Genomic DNA, 20,135 nt, shown 5'->3' on the forward strand with positions numbered 1-20,135 from the left:
TTTGCGCGTTTTATTTTTTCTCTAGTTTTGGTATCTCTTTTATTACTAATAATAAAATGATAAACGCAACAAACCAATTAATAATGGCACCATTAGGAACCAACGTCCTTAGACTGTCCATCACCGTAAAGAAAACTGTAGGCAGCGTTACACTATATGCCGCTATTCTCCAAGTGTGACGATATTGCATATTAACGTCCATAAGCTTTTGCAATAAAAGACCGACTAAGGCAAGAAATGAAATCTCGATAAATTTCAACCCGGCAGCAACAATATAAATAACTACCGCAATAAGTGGAATGATAATGGCTAACGAAGAATCAATTGAAGCTAAAATATTCTCCAAATCATCATTTGTTAATGTGAAATCCGGTACCATGGAATAAGGGAAGGATTGAGTTTGACCTCCTGCTTTAATAAAGGCTTCATTCTTTAATAATGCAATCGTATTATTACTGTTAGACAATTCCTCTTGGTCAACTGTTCCAGTTGGGTCAAGGATAATAGTAAATTCATCTTTATTAATAATTTTTGGAGCTTCAAGATCTGCTTGCATTTCACCATTTTCAATAACAAATGAAGGAAGTTCCGTTTTAACGCTAGATTGTATTGCTTCCATACCATTTATTAAAGCTGTACTGAAATAAATAATTGAGGGAATAAGGGATAGAAAGGTTAGAAAAAACACATACAATATCGTTTTGCCGATTCCTTGAAATCGATATTGTGCAATATCCTTCGGTGAATAAAGACTTTTTATAAACTGGTTGAAAATATTCATTTGGACACACCCTTAATAGAATTCATCCTTTATTCTACCCGCATAAAAACTTCTGTACAAGTAGTAGAAATTTAACGCTGCAAAAAATTTGTAACATAAATGTAATATTAAGCATGTTTGTTAAGGTGTTGTAAATTTAGCTGTAGAAAACTTTACTCTTTATTCATATTCATTAATAATTGTAAGGAGTTTGATGAAATATGTCGAATAAAGGTATAGGGGTTGGGAAATAGTGGAATTGGATATTCAGCAAATGATTTTTGAATTTCTAGGAGGCCTTGGAATTTTTCTTTACGGGATTAAAACAATGGGCGACGGGCTTCAGAAATCGGCTGGTGATCGGTTAAGGGATTTACTTGATCGTTTCACAACGAATCCTGTAATGGGAGTATTTGCGGGAATGCTTGTGACTATTCTTATTCAGAGCAGTTCTGCAACTACAGTTATAACAGTTGGATTAGTTAGTGCCGGATTCATGACACTCAGACAAGCAATTGGTGTGATTATGGGTGCAAATATAGGAACGACCGTAACTGCCTTCATTATAGGAATCGATGTGGGTGCATATGCTCTGCCTATTATTGCATTAGGAGCAATTTTACTATTCTTCTTCAAAAGCCAAAAAATACATAATATTGGTCAAATCGTGTTTGGTTTTGGTGCTCTCTTTTATGGATTAGAATTAATGAGTGGCGGAATGAAGCCATTAAGGACACTTGAAGCTTTCCATGAGCTGACACTGAATATGAGTGAGAATCCAATTCTAGGTGTAATTGTTGGAACGGTTTTTACGGTAATTGTCCAAAGCTCAAGTGCAACGATTGGGATTCTTCAAGGACTGTTTTCTGAACAGCTTATTGATATCCATGCCGCATTACCTGTTCTGTTTGGAGACAATATTGGAACAACAATAACAGCGGTATTAGCATCAATCGGCGCATCTGTTGCCGCAAAAAGAGCAGCTGCTGTTCATGTTCTATTTAATTTAATTGGGACAACTATTTTCTTGATTCTTTTAAAGCCATTTACATTATTAATCGAATTTATTCAGTCAGCCATGGGGCTAAATCCTGAGATGACCATTGCTTTTGCACATGGGATATTCAATGCGTCAAATACAATTATTCAATTGCCATTTGTTGCAGTATTAGCAATCATCGTAACCAAATTAATTCCTGGTGAAGATGCTGTAATGGAATACAAAGCTAAACATCTTGATCCTGTATTTATCCAGCAATCTCCTTCTATTGCCCTTGGCCAAGCTAAGGAAGAAGTGTTAAGAATGGGGCAATTTGCTATTCGAGGTCTTGATGAAACATGTGAATTCTTAAAAACAAAAAACACAAAGCATTCAAGCAATGCCATGCAGCTGGAGGATGCGATTAATAATCTCGATCGGAAAATTACGGATTATTTAATTGAGCTTTCTACAAGCTCATTATCTGCTCATGAATCAGAAGAGCATACAATGCTTATGGATACTGTCAGAGATATCGAGCGTATCGGGGATCATTATGAAAATATTATTGAGCTTGCAGAGTACCAACAAGCAAATAAAGTGCAAATCTCGGAAAATGCATCCGCAGATTTAGAAGAAATGTTTAAACTTACAATCTCAACTGTGAAAGAATCTATCCATGCATTGGATCATAAAGATAGAATAGCAGCATTAGATGTTGTGAAAAAAGAAGAAGCCATTGATAAAATGGAAAGAAAACTGCGAAAACAGCATATTCTTCGTTTAAATGAGGGTCTCTGCTCAGCTCAAGCTGGGATTGTTTATGTTGATATTGTGAGTAATCTTGAACGGATTGGCGATCATGCGGTAAATATTGCAGAAGCGATTTTAGGTGAAGAATGATTGAATGAAGGGGATAAGCAAGGAGGGGCATCTCCTTCCTTTATTATATAAAAAAGGCTGGTGAGTAATAGAGTCATGGATACTTTGTATTGGACATTAATTATTATATTATTTGTGATTGCTTTCATTGGGCTTGTCTATCCTATTATCCCTAGTGTGCTGTTTGTTGCAGGCGGATTTATTCTATACGGGATATTCTTTTCCTTTGAGCCATTTAACTGGCTCTTTTGGGTGATACAAGGACTTTTTGTGTTGTTGCTATTTGGAGCAGATTACATTTCAAATTTAATCGGAGTGAAAAAGTTCGGCGGTTCAAAAGCAGGGATATGGGGGAGCACAATAGGCCTCCTAGTGGGTCCCTTTGTCATCCCTGTCTTTGGAATTATCATTGGTCCGTTTTTAGGTGCCTTTATAGCAGAGCTTGCCGTTCATAAAAAAGAATGGAAGGAAGCTGCAAAAATCGGATTTGGCTCTGTTATCGGTTTCATCAGCAGTGTTGTAACAAAGGGAATTATACAAGCTGTAATGATCGTTTATTTTATTTTTGTTGTTTTATAATGTTATTTTAAACTAGAAAGGACCCCTTTAAATGCAGTGGGTCCTTTTCATCTATTTAATTAATTCCGCAGATCTCGAAAGGACAATTTAGGCAATCCACTTCCTTTTTTAAGTAATTTAAATTTTTAATGGTGAATTTTTGGCGTTCATAGGAAATGATATCATTTTCTCTTAGCTCCTTCAGCATTCGCTGGATGACTTCCCTTGTCCCAAATGTTAAATTCGCTAACTCCTGATGTGTAAGCGGAAAATCAATTAGAATTCCTTCTTCTGTTTTGACCCCATAGCTGTTGCATAGCCTGATTAAAATGGAATAAAGTCCGCCTTTTTTTCCGTGAATAATTAAATCCTGACAGATCATCTGCGCCTTTAAATATCTAGTACTCAACCATGATGTCAAGTTACTTAATCGTTCCCGGTCCTGTAAAATAAATTCCTCGAATAGCTCTCTTTTTACGATAATCATTTCACAATCAGTAATCGCCTTTGCGAAAAAGTGGTACTTAGGAGCATGTCTGAATATCTGATATTCAATAATGATTTCTTCTCCATTTAATAATTTCAGGATAAATTCTTTTCCGTGAATATTCATTCTTCCTATGGAAACTTTTCCAGATAATAATATGTAAACATTGTTAACCTTGTCCTTCTCTTGAAAGAGGATTGATCCAGACTTAATTAGTTGAACAGTTTCGTTTCCAATAAAATGCTGGATAAGTACGCTATATAGTGAAAGGTTAAAGTTTTTCATAATTGTAGACTCCTTTCCATGAATTTATAATTTTGATTAAAAGGAAATACGGGTAAGCTGTCAATGACATAGTTGAATTTTATTAGATGACTCCGGTTGATTATATGACTTAAGTCGTTGACTGATAGGTGTTCGTCAAAATCATGACAATTTAACGAAATATGGAATAGTTGTATGATTTATAAAAAAATAGGGGAAGGTATATTTGTAATTTGGAGAAATCTTCAAGTTAAATGAAAAGCAATTGCTTAAGCATTTTCATTGAAAGGATTATCTTATTTTGGTAATCTTATATGGAAGGCCTGAATAATCATTCTAAAATTAGAATGATAGGAATCGTAAAAGAATTCTGAAGGCTTAATTTATTTACATAGGGAGGAATTTATAATGGCATTCGAATTACCGCAATTACCTTATGCGTATGACGCACTAGAACCAAATATCGACAAAGAAACAATGAATATTCATCACACTAAACACCATAACACATATGTGACTAATCTTAATAATGCATTAGAAGGAAACGATGAGCTTCTTTCTAAATCAGTTGAAGAAGTAATCTCAAATCTTGATGCTGTTCCAGAAGCAGCTCGTACGGCTGTCCGCAATAATGGCGGTGGTCATGCAAACCACTCCTTATTCTGGCAGGTTATTTCTCCAAACGGTGGCGGTGAGCCAACAGGAGATTTAGCTGCTGCAATTAACAGCAAATTTGGCAGCTTCGATAGCTTTAAAGAAGAGTTTGCAAAAGCAGCTACTACTCGCTTCGGTTCTGGCTGGGCATGGCTTGCAGTAAACAATGGCGAGCTTGAAGTAACTAGCACTCCAAACCAAGATTCACCATTAATGGAAGGCAAGACTCCATTATTAGGTTTAGATGTTTGGGAGCATGCATACTACTTGAAATATCAAAACCGTCGCCCAGAATACATTAATTCTTTCTGGAATGTTGTAAATTGGGATGAAGTTTCTAAGCGTTATAGCGCTGCAAAATAATAGGGTTGATACAGAGAAGCACGGCAGAAATTTCTGCCGTGTTTTCTATTTGATTGATTAGAGAATTATTGAATAAGCAACTCCGTTTTGATGAAAACTACCCTTTAGATGTGAAGGGGAGTTTTTTTATGAGTAAAGTGAAAAAGTTGATCGGAGATGTAGAATTAACAAAGGATTTAGGTTTACTGCTATTGATAGGCGGACTCTATTCATTAAGTGTGGCTTTATCGAATACATTTGTGAACATTTATCTATGGAAGCAGTCTGGTGAATTTAAGGATTTAGGATTATATAATTTAACTATTGTTGTCATACAACCGCTGACCTTTATATTAGCAGGCAGATGGGCTAAGAAAATTGATCGGGTGATCGTTCTAAGGATTGGTGTCATATTTTTGGCGGCATTTTATTTAACCGTTTTAGCTGTAGGTACATATGCGTCCAAATTTTTATTGCTTTTAGGTGCGTTATTAGGGGTAGGGTATGGCTTTTATTGGCTTGCATTTAATGTGTTAACCTTTGAAATTACTGAACCAGAAAATCGGGATTTCTTTAACGGATTTCTCGGCATTCTGACGTCTGTCGGGGGAATGATTGGTCCTATTGCTGCAGGTTTAATTATTTCAAGAATGGAAAAGTTCACTGGATATTCGATCATATTTGGAATTTCACTAGGACTCTTTTCATTGGCTGTTTTTTTAAGCTTCTTTATTAAAAGACGGCCAGCAAATGGAAAGTACTGGTTTAAACGAATTATTGCAGAAAGAAAAAACAATATGAATTGGCGGCTCATTACGAACGCACATTTTTTCCAAGGTTTACGTGAAGGGACATTTGCCTTTATCATATCTGTTTTTGTATTTATTTCCACAGGAAGTGAAATGGCATTAGGAACATTTGGTCTTGTTAATTCAGGTGTTTCATTTATTACATACTACAGCGTATCGAGGCTGCTTAAGAAAAATCAGCGAAAAAAAGCCATTCTCATTGGTGGAGTCATTTTGTATGCTGCCATTTTTTTAATCATTTTTAATTTAACTTATCCCAAGCTGTTATTTTACGCTGGAATTATTGCTATTGCCTACCCACTATTACTAGTTCCATATATATCCATGACTTATGATGTGATAGGGAAGGGATGGAAGGCAGCTGAAATGAGGATAGAATATATTGTGGTTCGTGAAATTTTTTTGAATTCTGGAAGAGTTGTTTCTATACTTGCCTTCCTCGGTGTGGTTGTTTTTCTTAATGAAGAAAAAGGAATACCCATTCTTCTTCTTGCTTTAGGCATCGGTCATTTAATCATCTATTTGTTTATCAGGAAAATTCATTTCCAGTCAATCTAACTGCCTGCGTACACATTTCTTTTTTAGGGAAATATTTCTTATCACAATTATAGGTTCTTAATAGAATAATTTATTGTTTTCTTATAGAATAAAGATAAGTGATAAAGTGAACTGGATAAAGGATGTGTAAATAAACATTGAAGCAAAAAAAGAAGAAGAAGAAGTCACATGTACCATTCAGGGTAAATGTCTTATTCTTTATCGTTTTTATTCTGTTTTCGGTATTAATTCTTAGACTTGGATTTGTGCAAATTGTTTATGGAGATGATTATCGACGAGAGATAGAGCGGACAGAAGACATTACAGTGAATAATCCTGTACCAAGAGGAAAAATGATGGATCGGACAGGGAAGATAATCGTTGATAATACCCCGCAAAATGCAATCACGTATACAAATAGAGGGGCAAAGCAGGATGAAATGATAGAAGTTGCAAAGAAACTTGCAACGCTTATTGAAAAAGATACAAGTAAAGTCCAGGAAAGAGATAAAAAGGATTATTGGATTTTAGAAAACTCGAAGCGTGCAGATGCGAAGGTATCTGATGAGGAAATAGAAAAATTAAAGAAGAAGCTGGAAGGTAAGGAGTTAGACAAGAAAATTTATCAGCTTCAGCTTGACCGCATCACAGAGGAAGAATTAAATGAATTAACTGCATTTGATCTAGAAGTTCTTGCGATTTACCGTGATTTTTCAAGCGGTTATGCGCTAACACCGCAAATGGTAAAAAATAAGGGAGTAACTGATGAGGAATTTGCTGTTGTCAGTGAAAACCTGCAGCGGCTGCCTGGCGTGGATACAACAACAGATTGGGAAAGGTATTATGCGTTTGGCGATACGTTGAAGTCTGTCCTTGGCAATGTGTCTGATGATGGACTTCCTGCTGAGCAGCTTGATTATTATTTAGCACGGGATTACAGCCGTAATGACCGGGTGGGGAAAAGTCAAATTGAGCTGCAATATGAGGATGTGCTGCACGGGCAGAAAGCGAAAGTGAAGAACATCACCGATAAGGCAGGCAATGTATTAGAAACGATTCCGATTTCAGAAGGTAAAAGAGGGAAGGATCTTGTACTAAGTATAGATATGGACCTTCAAATGGCTGTTGACAAAATTGTAGAAGAGGAATTAAGAGCAGCGAAGGGAAAATCAGGTACTCTTTTACTCGATCGTTCCTATGTTGTCCTGATGGATCCTCGTACCGGGGAGATTCTCTCAATGTCTGGAAAACGAATCGTGAAGAAGGAAAATGGGGAAAAAGTCATTATGGATGATGCGCTTGGAAATATCCAAACGACTTACAATGTTGGCTCGACAGTCAAAGGTGCGACGATAATGACTGGATTTAATACAGGTGCGATCAAACCAGGAGATACCTTCTATGACACACCCATAAGAATTAAGGGCACTCCACCTAAGAAATCTTGGAAAGCTGGACTTGGCACGATGTCAGATATTACTGCTCTTAAGTTTTCTTCAAACGTCTATATGTTCCACACTGCGATTAATATAGGCGGGGGTAAGGGTAAATATATCCCTGAACGTCCATTATGGTTAAATCCCGAGGGATTTACTACGATTCGTAATTCTTTTGCTCAATATGGATTAGGAGTTAAAACAGGTATTGACCTTCCAAATGAACAGTCTGGCTTTAAAGGGACTGGAACAAAGCCAGGTTTCATGCTTGACTTAGTGATCGGGCAGTATGACACGTATTCGAATATGCAGCTTGCTCAATACGTTTCAACGATTGCAAATGGCGGGAACCGAATGGAGCCGCATATAGTGAAAGAAATCCGCGAGCCATTAATGGAAAACGGAGAAATTGGACCAATTATCCAGGAAATTGAACCGAAAGTACTTAACCGCATCGAAGGAAAAGAAGAATGGCTAGACCGTGTTCAGGAAGGTTTCAAAAAAGTTACTCAGGAACCTGGTGGAACAGCTTATTCTAGCTTTGGCGCGAAAGGGAAGGATTATAATCCAGCAGGAAAGACTGGTACAGCCGAGGCGTTCTATGATGGACCTGAACGGAGCAAATATGGCAAAGAGCCGCCAGAGGTTATTAACTTAAGCTATGTGGGTTACGCTCCTTATGACAATCCTGAAGTCGCAATCGCTGTCTTAGTCCCATGGGCCTACCAAGGAAGCCATGGCCATTATGCGAATAGAAACATTGCTGAACGTGTGTTAGATACGTATTTTGAATTAAAGAAGCAAAGACAATCCGGTACAGCCAATACGGATCATTCAACCGAAGATCAGAAAGAAACGGATGGCAAAAAAACGGAACAAGAATAGAAGAATTATACAATAGGCCTGTTCCCTTAAGGGGGAGCAGGCTTTTTGTATGCAAATAACTAGTTATTCTTTTCGTGAAATCAATTTTTATACATCGCTTTGCTGTAATTTACAAAAGCTTTACATTCAATTAAAACTAGGTTAATGCTGGAGTATTATTCTATACGTGTAGGACAAAACAACCAATCTCTTAGGGGGAATAAAGAAATGAAAAGCTTTAAGTACTTAGCACTTTCAACAATGATTGGAGCAGCGCTTGCGTTCACTGCAGCTTGTGGAAAAACAGATAATGAAGCGACAGCAAACGGATCACAAGCGGAAGGAACTAGTACAGAACAGAAAGCTAGTGAAGAGAATAAGCAGCTTCAAGGTGAAATAAATCTTGATGGATCCTCAACGGTTTATCCGATTATGGAGGCAGTTGTTGAAGAGTTTGGTATGGAGCAGCCAGGAGTGAAGGTTTCTGTGGCATCCTCAGGTACAGGTGGCGGTTTCAAAGCCTTCATCGCAGGAAGTACAGATATGAGCAATGCTTCTCGTCCAATTAAAGATGAAGAGAAGGCGCAATTAGAAGAAGCGGGAATTGATTATACTGAATTTAAATTAGCAAATGACGGACTATCCGTTGTTGTTCATAAAGATAATACGTGGGTTGACCACTTAACAGTTGATGAATTGAAGAAAATGTGGGTTGAAGATGGAAAAGCAAGAAAATGGTCAGATATTCGTGAAGGATGGCCGGAAGAAGAAATTAAATTCTATTCTCCAGGTACGGATTCTGGAACATACGATTACTTCAATGAAGTCATTTTAGAAGATGCACCAATTGTTGAAAATGCAACACTTTCTGAGGATGACAATGTATTAGTACAAGGTGTTACAGGTGATAAAAATGCAATCGGTTATTTTGGCTATGCGTATTATGCTGAAAACAAAGATAAATTAAAGGTTGTTCCAGTTGATGGAGGAAATGGACCAGTTGAACCGACGAATGAAACGGTTGAAAGCGGAGAATATGCTCCATTATCACGTCCTCTTTTCACATATGTAAAAAATGAATCATTGAAAAATGAAGAAGTGTATGAGTTCGTTAAATATACACTTGATAATGCAGCGGTGCTTTCTGAAGATGTAGGCTACGTAAAATTAAAAGATGAAGAGTATGAAGCGGCACTTAAAGTATTAGAGGGGTTAAAGTAAGAATAAATGCAATAAACTTCACTTGAAGATGGGAAGTGCGTAAATATGGTGCTTCTCATCTTCCTTCGTTACACGGATGAAAGGGGTTTTCATTTTGGCCTTACAAAAAACATCAAATTCTTTTTCTGTTCAAGAACTCATACAGAAAAAGAAGCAAAAGAAGAGTAAGATTCTTCAAGTAGAGAAAATTGTCCCATTTGTATTATTGCTTACAGCCATCGTATCAGTGCTGACAACGCTTGGGATTGTTCTAACATTAATTGCTGAAACCATTACCTTTTTTACGAAAGTTCCCATTCAAGAGTTTTTGACTGCACAAAAGTGGTATCCTTTCTCAGAAACACAAGGATCATATGGGATTCTTCCACTTGTTGCAGGAACATTGAAGGTTTCAATGATTGCAGCAATTGTTGCAGTACCGATTGGCTTAGCATCTGCCATTTTTTTGAGTGAGTACGCATCTGATCGAACACGCAGAATCATTAAACCGATACTGGAAGTACTAGCAGGCATTCCGACAATTGTTTATGGATTCTTTGCTTTAACTTTTGTAACACCTTTATTAAGAGAAATCATACCTTCCCTTGAAATTTTTAATGCGCTAAGCCCAGGGATTGTCATTGGGATTATGATTACTCCCATGATTGCTTCACTATCTGAGGATGCCATGTCAAGCGTCCCAAATTCGATGCGCGAAGGTGCTCTGGCTCTTGGCTCAACAAAATTTGAAGTAGCGATAAAGGTTGTTCTTCCAGCAGCTATTTCAGGAATTATTGCTTCCATCGTCTTAGCGATATCAAGAGCGATAGGAGAAACGATGATTGTAGCCGTTGCAGGGGGTTCTACACCAAATCTTAGCTGGGATGTCACAAGCTCCATTCAGACGATGACGGCTTATATTGTGCAAGTAAGCCAAGGGGATGCGGGATATGGGACGACAATCTATTACAGCATTTATGCTGTCGGGTTTACGTTATTCTTGTTCACATTGGGAATGAATTTGCTCGCTCAATTTATCTCTCGCCGTTTCAGGGAGGAGTATTAAATGAAATTAATCGACCATACAAAAGTGCTAAAGCATATGAAGCCAAGAATCGTTTCAAATATTTTCTTTCGGCTGTTATTTATGGCTGCAACAATATTTGGCTTGTTAATCCTAGGCATATTATTATATCGGGTAATTACTCAAGGAATTGGCTATCTTGATTTTCAGTTTTTGCAAAACCTTCCGTCACGGAAACCAGAGCAAGCGGGAGTTAAAACGGCCCTAATCGGGACAATTTGGTTAATGGGTGTAGTTGCACCTGTCACTTTACTGCTAGGTGTTGGAACTGCGATTTATCTTGAAGAGTATGCACAGAAAAGTCGATTTACAAGGTTTATTCAGGTGAATATTTCGAATCTTGCAGGGGTTCCTTCGATCGTTTTTGGTTTATTAGGTTTGACTGTTTTCGTCCGGGCATTAGCTCTTGGAACAAGCGTTTTAGCGGCTGGATTAACGATGAGCCTGCTTGTCCTTCCAATTATTATTGTTGCATCACAGGAGGCGATAAAGGCAGTTCCAAAGGAATTAAGAGAAGCTTCCTATGGGATGGGGGCAACAAAGTGGCAAACCATTCTTCATGTTGTACTGCCAGCAGCAATCCCTGGGATTTTAACGGGTGGAATTCTTGCTTTATCAAGGGCAATTGGTGAAACAGCTCCATTAGTTGTTCTCGGCTTGCCATTATTTCTTGCCTTTTTGCCAAAGTCTGTTTTCGATATGTTTACGGTATTGCCAATGCAAATTTATAACTGGACAGGACGTCCACAAGAGGAATTCCAAGGTGTAGCAGCGGCAGGGATTATCGTATTGCTGACCATGCTGATTATTATGAATTCTATCGCCGTTTTCATTCGAAATAAATTTCAAAAACGCTACTAAGTCAAGCTGTATAGGATGAAGGGAGACAGAAACGATGAACGCAACGATTGAAAAACCAAGAGTAAGACTTGTGATGACTGATACTAACAGGGATGCACTTCAAAATAAAGAGCTTGTCTATAAAACCAGTGAATTAAACTTATGGTATGGGGATAACCATGCGCTCAAAAATATTGATCTAGATATTTATGAAAATGAAGTAACGGCGATCATTGGACCATCAGGATGTGGAAAATCCACATACATCAAGACGTTAAACCGAATGATTGAATTAGTGCCAGGTGTAAAGACATCAGGAAAAATTGAATATCGCGGACGAAATATTTTTGATAAATCATATGGCGTAGAAGAGCTTCGTACAAGAGTAGGGATGGTCTTCCAAAAGCCGAATCCTTTTCCTAAATCAATCTATGAAAATGTTGTATACGGTCCAAAGATTCACGGAATAAAGGATAAAAAAGTGCTTGACCAAATCGTAGAGGAAAGTTTAAAAGGAGCAGCTATTTGGGATGAGGTCAAGGATCGCTTAAATGAAAATGCATTTGGGCTGTCAGGGGGACAGCAGCAGCGTCTTTGTATTGCCCGCTGTCTTGCCATTGAACCTGATGTCATCTTAATGGATGAACCAACATCTGCTCTTGATCCAATTTCGACATTAAAAGTCGAAGAACTTGTTCAAAAATTAAAGAAGGAATTCAGCATTATTATTGTCACACATAATATGCAGCAGGCTGCACGTATTTCAGATAAAACAGCGTTCTTCTTAAATGGGGAGGTCATTGAGTTTACGAACACAGACAAAATTTTCTCCAATCCTGCTGACAAACGAACAGAAGATTATATCACCGGCAGATTTGGCTAATAAACAAGATGTGAATGATCTGCTAACAGCTTGAAGGATGAAAGGAGAAATAGTGGCATGTCTGTAAGAGGAAAGTTTGATTATGATTTAAAGGAATTACAAGGGAAATTACTGGAGATTGGCAGCTTTGCTCAAGAGGCATTAACAAAATCGATTGAGGCACTTGAAACACAGAATATTGAATTGGCTCTTGAGATTATGGATGATGATGCACAGGCTGATTTGATGTATGAGGAAATCAATGATTTTGCGATTCTTTTGATTGCTAAGCAGGCACCTGTTGCGATTGATTTAAGGCGAATAATTGTTGCAATCAAAATTGCGACAGATATTGAGAGGATTGCCGATTATGCAGTAAATATTGCAAAATCAACGATTCGTATCGGTGCAGAACCACTAGTGAAACCGATTATTCATATCAAACAAATGCATATGCTTACTTTAGAAATGCTGAAATTATCTTTAGAGGCATTTAACGATGAAGATATTGTTAAGGCAAAGAATGTTGCTCATATGGATGATGAAGTTGATGATTTATATGGTCAAACAATCAGGGACCTATTACACATCAATCTGCAAAATCCAGAGTTTTTACCGCAAATTACTCAGCTCTCCTTTATTTGCCGTTTCCTGGAAAGGGCTGCAGACCATGTAACGAATATTTCTGAACATATTTTCTATCTTGTTAAGGGACGGCAATATGATTTGAACAATAGCTAACAAACAAAAAAGCTAAAGGACTGACTCCTTTAGCTTTTTGTAATGATTTTTGCAATATCCTTGTAGCTCATTTTTGCTGTTAAATTAAATGAGCCAAGCTGGATTTTTTTGCTGTATCCATTTTCTTCTAAGTAGACTTCAAATCTGTTTGCATCATCGATAACTTTTTCTTTTGCAAGTATCTCCGCAATATCACGTGAAACCATCCCACTCACAATTTCTAGCTGATATGCAGCAGTTGATTCTTCGGATTTAGGGGGATCAGGCAGTGGGGATTGCTCTTTTTCTGCTTTATTTGTCTGATTAGAAAGGGTCTTTTCCATCTGATCATATTTGTCTTTTGATAAAACAACATATCCCTTTTCCTCTAAAAAGTTTTTTGCATGATCTATATTCATTTCAGGTATTTTCTTATCACCTATATTAAAATAAAAAATTCCAATGATACAAACAGAGATCAGTACTCCAAAGGCAAAAGCTCGTGTATTTCTTCTATTCATACCGTTTCCCTCTTTCAATCATCTCGCTTAAAATAGTTTCCACCTCATTCGATGATAAGGATGATTGTCGAGAAATTTGATCAACAGTTAATCCTTGCTGAGCTAGTGACCAAACTTGATTTTTAATAATTTCATGTACTTCTTTTCTTTCCGAAGGAAATGGTTGTCGTATCGATGGAGAGGGACGAAATGCTTCATCGCCTACAAGCAATTCTTCTTCTAACACTTTTAGTTTCTTTTTTATTACATACATTTCTTGAATTTGCTGCATGGAAAGCTGATCGATTTCCTCCCGTATCATTTTATAGGGGTCTTTTAAAAAAGCGGAAATAATCAACAAAATCAATGCAAAGGCGAGTAGACCAATCATTACATATTCCAAAAAAAACACCTCGATTTTGTACAATACAAAATGAATATTGACACTTACTGCATGTCATGAACATATTTTACCATGATTATCGACAAAATTCGATGAGATTCATTTTACCAGAGAAAATGGCCAATTGTTTTGTCGTTTTAATTAATGAAAATAAGCTGGATTTTGTCGATTTACATAATTATAGCTGAGCGATAAATTTTTTTTTCTCTATTTTACTAGTGAAGTAAGGATGTAGCATGAAACGACAATTTCTGTTCATTGTGAGACATGTGTTTCGATGCTAACATAAAGATAGAGAAATAGGAATATTATGCTTCTTTTTATCATAATTTAGTTATTTGTCTTTCGTGTTTATTGTAGTGGGGTGGATGATGGATAGAGGTAGGAAGAAAAGCATGAATATCGGTTATTCGAAGCAGAGTGAGTTGCCCACTTATTCATTGCCATGGTCAGAACATGTGAGTACATATAGTTATTATGAAAAAGCAGCTGAAAGAAAATTTATAGGTGAAAAAAGCAAGGACCTAGAAAAACTCTTGCAAGAGTACGTATTGGATGAAAGTCATTGTCCTGCATTAGAAAAGGCTGAATATTTATCGATTCTTCTACTGGCATGGGAATATCCCCCACATCTAATTGGTGGCCTTGCAAAGCATGTGTATGGCCTTTCAATTGCTCTTCAAAAATTAGGGTATAAGGTGTATGTGATAACAGCAAATCCAGGCCATTTGAACGATCAGGAAATTGCTGAGGGAGTTTATATTTATCGTGTGCAATCTTACAGTGAAAACAACAGTGATTTCTTCAAATGGGTTGAGGGTTTAAATGTAGCAATTGCTGAGAAGGCATTACACCTAGCAAGAAAACATTATTTTTCGATTATACATGCCCATGATTGGCTTGTTGGTGAAAGTGCAATCTTTATTAAATCTAGTCTTAAACTCCCCCTTATTAGTACCATTCATGCGACAGAGTATGGAAGAAACAATGGAATCTATACTGAACTGCAAAGCTATATTCATGAAAAGGAACAGCAGTTAGTAATAACATCCGATTATTTAATTGTTTGCAGTGAATATATGAATGACGAGCTTGTTCAGATCTTTGAAGTAAGTGAAAAAAAGATCGCCATTATCCCAAATGGTGTCGAGAAAAGTTTGCCTATTGGATGGGAAAAGGATGTTTTATCGTCTATACCGCTGCAGGAAAACAAACAACTAATTTTTTCTATTGGGCGAATCGTCAAGGAAAAGGGGTTTGACACGCTGATAGAAGCAGCTTTTTTAATGAAGGATCGATTTCCTGACGTTTATTTTATTATTGCCGGAAAAGGACCGATGCTTGAAGAATATCGAAGAAGAGTCATGCAGCTTAAATTAAACAATGTGTTTTTTGTCGGATTTATTTCTGAGGAGATAAAGAATGCCCTTTTTAAAATTTGTACGTTAGCTGTTTTTCCAAGCAAATATGAGCCGTTTGGTATTGTAGCTTTAGAAGCGATGCAGCATGGGAAGCCAGTCATCGTTTCTCGGACAGGAGGGTTACAATCCATAGTCAAGCATGGAATTTCAGGTCTATTGATGACAGCAGGAGATGCATCAAGCTTTATCGAATTGGCTTCTAATCTTCTGGTAAATAAAATAGAGGCTAAAAAAATGGGTCTTAATGGGAAAAGTATGGTTGAAAAAAACTTTAGTTGGCAAAGAATTGCAGAGGAAACAATCAGAGTTTATAAGGAAACATTAAAGGCTTACTATTTAGATTTTTAGTACTTGCGGAGGTGAAGGAACAATGAAAATAGAAACTTGTATTCAATCACATTTTTCTGAGGATAAACAGCAAGCATTAATAGATGGGCTTCTTGTGATCCCAGGAATTTGGGTGAGCGGGAAAACGTACTGGATGAAACAAGGGAAAGAAAAACTTCTTTTAGAAGAAGGGATATCATTGCATTTAAAACAAGAATACGATCAAAATCATACGCAATTAGTTAGTTTTGAGCTTACCAATCATCACAATCATCCTGAAACTGTTAAAGTTCTTTTCCAACACCGATCCCAATATTGGGATAACGACCATGTCTCATTTATATCGCCATCAGAAGATGCTGTTTTCCATATGACTGCTGATCAGGTACATCTAGTTAATGGATGTATGGGCAGAGGGGAAGTAAGAAAAACATGTACGGTCCAACCACTTTGGAATATTTATAAGAACAGAATATGGGATTGCCTAGAATCTGGAAAGATACAATATCGACCAATGGCCAAAGGAAATGTGGTTAGTTTGTTAATATATGACTATCATTTTAAGGGGAAAGGAACATTTGCTGGTGAAACATGGGTCATTAATGGGAAAAATGATGCTGAATTAATACATTTAAACAGCTCACTTTTAACAGGTAAAATTATTAATTAATTCACATCCTATGCGATAAAATAAAGCCTTGCAGATTCCACTCAGCAAGGCTTCTTCTAATTAGTTTAATGTAATAGTATACGTTTTAGCTTTTGTAATCAATTTATGAGAATCTCCATCAAGAATATCAGAGGTTGTAAATGAAAAAGAGGTTAGCTCATCGATATTTTTATCAGGATCAATTAATAATCCGATTAGCCCTTCTCTTTCCTCATTTGATTTATTATCAATTCTGCTTACACTTTTTGTTCCCATTAATGTATCTCCCGAATAAATGAAGTTTTTTTCAGGCACATTGTAATTTATTTGATTATTGAAAGATACGTTTTCCATACTGAAAAATTGAAGCTCATTTGAAGAAGTATTTTCCACGGTATAAGAGATTTCAAAATATGTAATTTCTTTCCCTATATCACTTTTTGTTAATGCTTCTTTCTCGTATATCTCTGCCATGGTTAGATTATCTTTATAATATAATTCATACGTTTCAGCAAAGCTCAATCCAGTAAATTCCCTTAGTTCCTCTTTTCTTTCTTCATTTATCTGGGATAGCTTTATCATTTTTATCTCTTTTAACTGTATGACCATAGTGGATATTTTAAACGTTTTGTTTATTGGTGATATTTGCTGCAATGTAAAGGTTCCCCAGTCTTTTTGTCGAACCTTTTGTCCAATGGTATGAAGATAACTTCCTCCATACCCATCCACAATAGGAATGGTTTCTTCCTTTATATTTTTTTCCTCTTCCTTTTCAGTTATATGATTCTCTGACGAAGGATAAATAAAGAAATAACAAACGGTCAGTATACCAAGAAGAAAAATCAGCATCGAGGAAATAACAATGACTAACAATTTTTTGGTACCGTCACTTTTTTCTTTCTTGTTAACGTACAATTAGTTGGACTCCTTTCGGGTAAGGTAATGATGTAGAATGGGCTTTATTTTCGCTGTTACATAATGACTCTCACCACGATTTTTCACATCCTCTACAAGGGCTGTAATTAATATAGAGGGAGATTTTGTGTCGAAAACAACAGCAAAACCATTTTCTAATCCATCTTCTCCTTTTTTGCTCTTAAGCTCGGCGGTTCCTGTCTTCGCTCCAAGAATCTCCATATTCGTCTTCAAATTATGAGCGGTACCCCCTTGCAGCTCTACTACTTGAATTAATGCCTCTTTCACACGATTAGCCACATCATTTGTAATGATCGTTTTGCGCACCGGTGCTTTTTCATCATCAAGCAGTACAGGCATGACCATATCTCCACCATTAATGAAAGGGGTAAAGGCAATACCTAAATGAACAGGAGACATTAGTACCTCTCCTTGACCATAGGCGGAATCAGCCAGTAAAATTTCATTCCTAATTCCATTATTCGACAGTTGGCTTTTCTTTAAATAAATTGGCAGACTAAATCCTTCTTTAAAACCAAAGGTAAGAGCATGTTCTTCAAATACGTCAGCCCCCATTTCAAGAGCTTCCTGTGCAAAATAAATATTATCTGAATAGGCTAATGCCTCTCCCATATTAACTGAAGGCACATCTTTCACACGTGTTACATAGTAGCCTCCCCAGCTATTGTCCTTTTTCCAGCGCAAGCCGGAAATTTCCCGTCTTTTCTCAGGGAAGGTTGTTCCAACTGTCAGTCCGATAGCAGCGGTTATCGCTTTAAAAGTTGAACCTGGAGCATACAAGCTTGAGAAACGGCTTAAAAATGGAAGCTTTGGATCTTCACTATATGCTTTCCATTGCTCTACTGTCATTCCGCTTACCATTAAATTCGGGTCGAAGGAAGGATAGCTGACCAATGCGAGCATTTCCCCAGTTACAGGATTCATTGCTGTTACGGCACCTGCATCCTGTTTCATAGCCTGATACATTTCATTTTGCAAAGTTGAATCGATCGTAAGGTTAATGTTTTCCCCATCGACGGCATCAACTTTTTTGATAATACTTTTCTGCTTTCCTGACTCATCTTGGATTTGGATGATGCCACCCTTTTTCCCTCTTAATTGTTTTTCATATACTTCCTCCAGTCCCGATTTTCCGATATAATCACCGATTGTATATTCCGGGGCTTTTTCCAAGTCCTCAAGCGTCACTTCTTTCACATAGCCAATTAGATGTGCGCTGCTTTCCTTATCTGGATAATACCTAACTTTTTTTGATTGGAAGGAGATGCCTGGCAGATCCTCTCCGGCGATACTATCTACTTGAAAACCTTTAGGCATTGTTGCAATAGGCACAAAGACATCATCAGATACCCATTTTTGATTTAGAGCCTGAATAAAGGTTTCTTGAGGGAGATCAAAATAATCACTGAGCTTTTTGATGCTTTCCTCTTTTGCACTTCCTAGCTTGCCTGGGATAATGCCCATTTCATATACTTCCGTATCCATCGCCATTGGATTTCCATGCCTATCAAGGATTTCACCTCTCTTTGGGGAAAATGTACGGACATTTATTTTATCTCCTTTTTCCATTCCCGGAAAGATCATAGAAGGATCCCATTTCACTTTCCATCCCTTGCCATTATTCCCCCTATCACCTTTGGAAAAATTAGCCTTGTATGCTGTCTCTATATCACCAAGGAAGGTTTTAATCTTTACATTAAAGCGTCCTTCATATTCTTTGCTAGCCTCATCGTATTGAAGTTCCTTTGATAATACACTGATTGAAGATGCCTCCATACCAGTAAAGATCGCGTCATATTTATCAGTTAGGTTTTCTTTTGTATAATTATAGTTTTCTAATTCTTCTATTGATGCATGATCCAGCATACCATCAAAATTTTGTTCAGAGAATTGTTTTACATAATCATTAAATACTTGTTCAGGTGACCCTTGGTAAACTTGGAGAAATTGCCACATAAGAACTCCTCCCAACCCCACTAAAATAATCAGCAAAAATAATAATCCTTTCTTTATTGAAAATCCCTCTTTCACAATTTGACGTTAAATTGCTTTTTCTTTATTTATAAGCGTTTGATCCTTTATAATTATAAAATTGAGTCTATGGATCAACCATGTATAGGAAATGATAAGTGTATAAAAAGACTCGCAATATTTCGATTTTTAAGGAGATTATAAGAGAATGAGCACCAAAACTTTTCAGATTGTGTTGAAATCTACTCATAAAGGGCAAGCTGAGGATTTTGCTTACATCTCTGAGGGGAAAAGCCTTTTGATTGGCCGTGCTAGCCAGCATTCTAATGTTGATTTCAAGCTTTATAATGATTTCGTATCAAGGGAACATTGTCGAATTCATATGAAGGGAGGCAAGCTCCATATAGAGGATTTGGGGAGCAAACATGGCACAGCAGTAAACGAGATGGAACTTGTGCCCAATGAGCCCTGTTATATAGAACCTGGTGATAAAATAACTTTGATTCATGGGTTGATTGAACTATATATATGTATTGACAATGAAGTCACAAGGGAATTTACCTCAATGAATGTAGCCATACCGCAAAATATTGCAATTAATGATCATCTTCATAATTTAATCATTGGGTGAAACACCGATTAAATTATCT

Annotated in this window: 19 protein-coding genes; 13 read left to right on the forward strand and 6 right to left on the reverse strand. The window is 37.0% G+C overall.

Translation table 11 applies throughout. From position 1 onward, the window contains the following. Window positions 1-10: 10 nt before the first annotated feature. Window positions 11-781: a DUF1189 domain-containing protein gene (locus FI644_RS17000; RefSeq protein WP_142108647.1), complete on the reverse strand. Its 771-nt coding sequence runs from the start codon at window positions 779-781 to the stop codon at window positions 11-13. Window positions 782-1,034: 253 nt separating this feature from the next. Between FI644_RS17000 and FI644_RS17005 the strand changes: the two genes are divergently transcribed. Together FI644_RS17005 and FI644_RS17010 are read left to right on the forward strand one after the other, a co-directional pair. Then, window positions 1,035-2,642 carry a Na/Pi cotransporter family protein gene (locus tag FI644_RS17005; protein WP_379999339.1) on the forward strand — a complete coding sequence of 536 codons (1,608 nt, stop codon included), beginning with the start codon at window positions 1,035-1,037 and terminating at the stop codon, window positions 2,640-2,642. A 75-nt stretch (window positions 2,643-2,717) separates the two neighbouring features. After that, window positions 2,718-3,200 (forward strand): DUF456 domain-containing protein, encoded by a 483-nt coding sequence (locus tag FI644_RS17010; RefSeq protein ID WP_053477589.1) that lies wholly within the window; start codon window positions 2,718-2,720, stop codon window positions 3,198-3,200. Between the two features lie 55 nt (window positions 3,201-3,255). Here the strand turns inward: FI644_RS17010 and FI644_RS17015 are convergent, their stop codons facing one another. Then, window positions 3,256-3,951, reverse strand: a complete 696-nt coding sequence (locus FI644_RS17015; RefSeq protein WP_053477026.1) for a Crp/Fnr family transcriptional regulator — start codon at window positions 3,949-3,951, stop codon at window positions 3,256-3,258. A 387-nt stretch (window positions 3,952-4,338) separates the two neighbouring features. On the opposite strand from FI644_RS17015, the gene FI644_RS17020 reads away from it, so the two are divergent. The 8 genes from FI644_RS17020 to phoU all read left to right on the forward strand — a co-directional run bounded on the left by FI644_RS17020 (window position 4,339) and on the right by phoU (window position 13,299). Then, window positions 4,339-4,947 (forward strand): superoxide dismutase, encoded by a 609-nt coding sequence (locus FI644_RS17020; protein WP_056685721.1) that lies wholly within the window; start codon window positions 4,339-4,341, stop codon window positions 4,945-4,947. Between the two features lie 128 nt (window positions 4,948-5,075). Then, window positions 5,076-6,293, forward strand: a complete 1,218-nt coding sequence (locus FI644_RS17025) for an MFS transporter (protein ID WP_053477024.1) — start codon at window positions 5,076-5,078, stop codon at window positions 6,291-6,293. Window positions 6,294-6,430: 137 nt separating this feature from the next. Next, window positions 6,431-8,593, forward strand: a complete 2,163-nt coding sequence (locus FI644_RS17030) for a peptidoglycan D,D-transpeptidase FtsI family protein (RefSeq protein ID WP_142108648.1) — start codon at window positions 6,431-6,433, stop codon at window positions 8,591-8,593. A 207-nt stretch (window positions 8,594-8,800) separates the two neighbouring features. Beyond that, window positions 8,801-9,793: a PstS family phosphate ABC transporter substrate-binding protein gene (locus FI644_RS17035; RefSeq protein WP_053477022.1), complete on the forward strand. Its 993-nt coding sequence runs from the start codon at window positions 8,801-8,803 to the stop codon at window positions 9,791-9,793. Window positions 9,794-9,887: 94 nt separating this feature from the next. Further along, entirely contained in the window at window positions 9,888-10,838 is a 951-nt protein-coding gene (pstC, locus tag FI644_RS17040) for a phosphate ABC transporter permease subunit PstC (protein ID WP_053477021.1), read from the forward strand. Beyond that, window positions 10,839-11,717: a phosphate ABC transporter permease PstA gene (gene pstA, locus FI644_RS17045; protein ID WP_053477020.1), complete on the forward strand. Its 879-nt coding sequence runs from the start codon at window positions 10,839-10,841 to the stop codon at window positions 11,715-11,717. 73 nt (window positions 11,718-11,790) lie between these two features. Next, window positions 11,791-12,579 (forward strand): phosphate ABC transporter ATP-binding protein PstB, encoded by a 789-nt coding sequence (pstB, locus tag FI644_RS17050; RefSeq protein WP_053477588.1) that lies wholly within the window; start codon window positions 11,791-11,793, stop codon window positions 12,577-12,579. A gap of 57 nt (window positions 12,580-12,636) precedes the next feature. Further along, the gene (gene phoU, locus FI644_RS17055; protein ID WP_053477019.1) at window positions 12,637-13,299 is read left to right on the forward strand and encodes a phosphate signaling complex protein PhoU; all 663 of its coding nucleotides are present in this window, start codon (window positions 12,637-12,639) and stop codon (window positions 13,297-13,299) included. A gap of 29 nt (window positions 13,300-13,328) precedes the next feature. Here phoU and FI644_RS17060 read toward each other — a convergent pair whose 3' ends face one another. Both FI644_RS17060 and FI644_RS17065 read right to left on the reverse strand, forming a co-directional pair. Then, the gene (locus FI644_RS17060; protein ID WP_053477018.1) at window positions 13,329-13,799 is read right to left on the reverse strand and encodes an endolytic transglycosylase MltG; all 471 of its coding nucleotides are present in this window, start codon (window positions 13,797-13,799) and stop codon (window positions 13,329-13,331) included. Further along, window positions 13,792-14,181, reverse strand: coding sequence for a hypothetical protein (locus FI644_RS17065; protein ID WP_053477017.1), 390 nt, complete (start codon window positions 14,179-14,181; stop codon window positions 13,792-13,794). The genes FI644_RS17060 and FI644_RS17065 overlap by 8 nt, the downstream gene beginning before the upstream one ends. A 395-nt stretch (window positions 14,182-14,576) precedes the next feature. Between FI644_RS17065 and FI644_RS17070 the strand changes: the two genes are divergently transcribed. Next, complete coding sequence (locus FI644_RS17070; RefSeq protein WP_082446654.1) at window positions 14,577-15,950, forward strand: glycosyltransferase family 4 protein; 1,374 nt, start codon at window positions 14,577-14,579, stop codon at window positions 15,948-15,950. A 22-nt stretch (window positions 15,951-15,972) separates the two neighbouring features. Then, window positions 15,973-16,599 carry a hypothetical protein gene (locus FI644_RS17075; RefSeq protein WP_053477016.1) on the forward strand — a complete coding sequence of 209 codons (627 nt, stop codon included), beginning with the start codon at window positions 15,973-15,975 and terminating at the stop codon, window positions 16,597-16,599. 60 nt (window positions 16,600-16,659) lie between these two features. Here FI644_RS17075 and FI644_RS17080 read toward each other — a convergent pair whose 3' ends face one another. Both FI644_RS17080 and pbp4 read right to left on the reverse strand, forming a co-directional pair. Beyond that, window positions 16,660-17,493, reverse strand: coding sequence for a hypothetical protein (locus FI644_RS17080; protein ID WP_053477015.1), 834 nt, complete (start codon window positions 17,491-17,493; stop codon window positions 16,660-16,662). Continuing rightward, a complete protein-coding gene (gene pbp4, locus FI644_RS17085) occupies window positions 17,494-19,470 on the reverse strand; it encodes a penicillin-binding protein PBP4(5) (RefSeq protein ID WP_142108649.1) in 1,977 nt (658 codons plus the stop codon). A gap of 223 nt (window positions 19,471-19,693) precedes the next feature. Here pbp4 and FI644_RS17090 point away from each other — a divergent pair, with 223 nt between their 5' ends. Beyond that, on the forward strand, window positions 19,694-20,116 hold the full coding sequence (locus FI644_RS17090; protein WP_142108650.1) for an FHA domain-containing protein: 423 nt from the start codon (window positions 19,694-19,696) through the stop codon (window positions 20,114-20,116). The last annotated feature ends 19 nt before the right edge of the window (window positions 20,117-20,135 follow it).

Origin of the sequence: Cytobacillus solani (genome assembly GCF_006704205.1) — a bacterium.
GTDB classification, from domain to species: Bacteria; Bacillota; Bacilli; order Bacillales; family Cytobacillaceae; genus Cytobacillus; species Cytobacillus solani.

Coding starts and splice junctions, on each gene's coding strand:
- FI644_RS17090 (WP_142108650.1), top strand. CDS start 19,694: ATGAGCACCAAAACTTTTCAGATTGTGTTGAAATCTACTCATAAAGGG.
- pstA (WP_053477020.1), top strand. CDS start 10,839: ATGAAATTAATCGACCATACAAAAGTGCTAAAGCATATGAAGCCAAGA.
- pstB (WP_053477588.1), top strand. CDS start 11,791: ATGACTGATACTAACAGGGATGCACTTCAAAATAAAGAGCTTGTCTAT.
- FI644_RS17075 (WP_053477016.1), top strand. CDS start 15,973: ATGAAAATAGAAACTTGTATTCAATCACATTTTTCTGAGGATAAACAG.
- FI644_RS17035 (WP_053477022.1), top strand. CDS start 8,801: ATGAAAAGCTTTAAGTACTTAGCACTTTCAACAATGATTGGAGCAGCG.
- FI644_RS17025 (WP_053477024.1), top strand. CDS start 5,076: ATGAGTAAAGTGAAAAAGTTGATCGGAGATGTAGAATTAACAAAGGAT.
- pbp4 (WP_142108649.1), bottom strand. CDS start 19,470: ATGTGGCAATTTCTCCAAGTTTACCAAGGGTCACCTGAACAAGTATTT.
- FI644_RS17060 (WP_053477018.1), bottom strand. CDS start 13,799: ATGAATAGAAGAAATACACGAGCTTTTGCCTTTGGAGTACTGATCTCT.
- FI644_RS17010 (WP_053477589.1), top strand. CDS start 2,718: ATGGATACTTTGTATTGGACATTAATTATTATATTATTTGTGATTGCT.
- FI644_RS17005 (WP_379999339.1), top strand. CDS start 1,035: ATGATTTTTGAATTTCTAGGAGGCCTTGGAATTTTTCTTTACGGGATT.
- FI644_RS17070 (WP_082446654.1), top strand. CDS start 14,577: ATGAATATCGGTTATTCGAAGCAGAGTGAGTTGCCCACTTATTCATTG.
- FI644_RS17000 (WP_142108647.1), bottom strand. CDS start 781: ATGAATATTTTCAACCAGTTTATAAAAAGTCTTTATTCACCGAAGGAT.
- FI644_RS17020 (WP_056685721.1), top strand. CDS start 4,339: ATGGCATTCGAATTACCGCAATTACCTTATGCGTATGACGCACTAGAA.
- phoU (WP_053477019.1), top strand. CDS start 12,637: ATGTCTGTAAGAGGAAAGTTTGATTATGATTTAAAGGAATTACAAGGG.
- FI644_RS17015 (WP_053477026.1), bottom strand. CDS start 3,951: ATGAAAAACTTTAACCTTTCACTATATAGCGTACTTATCCAGCATTTT.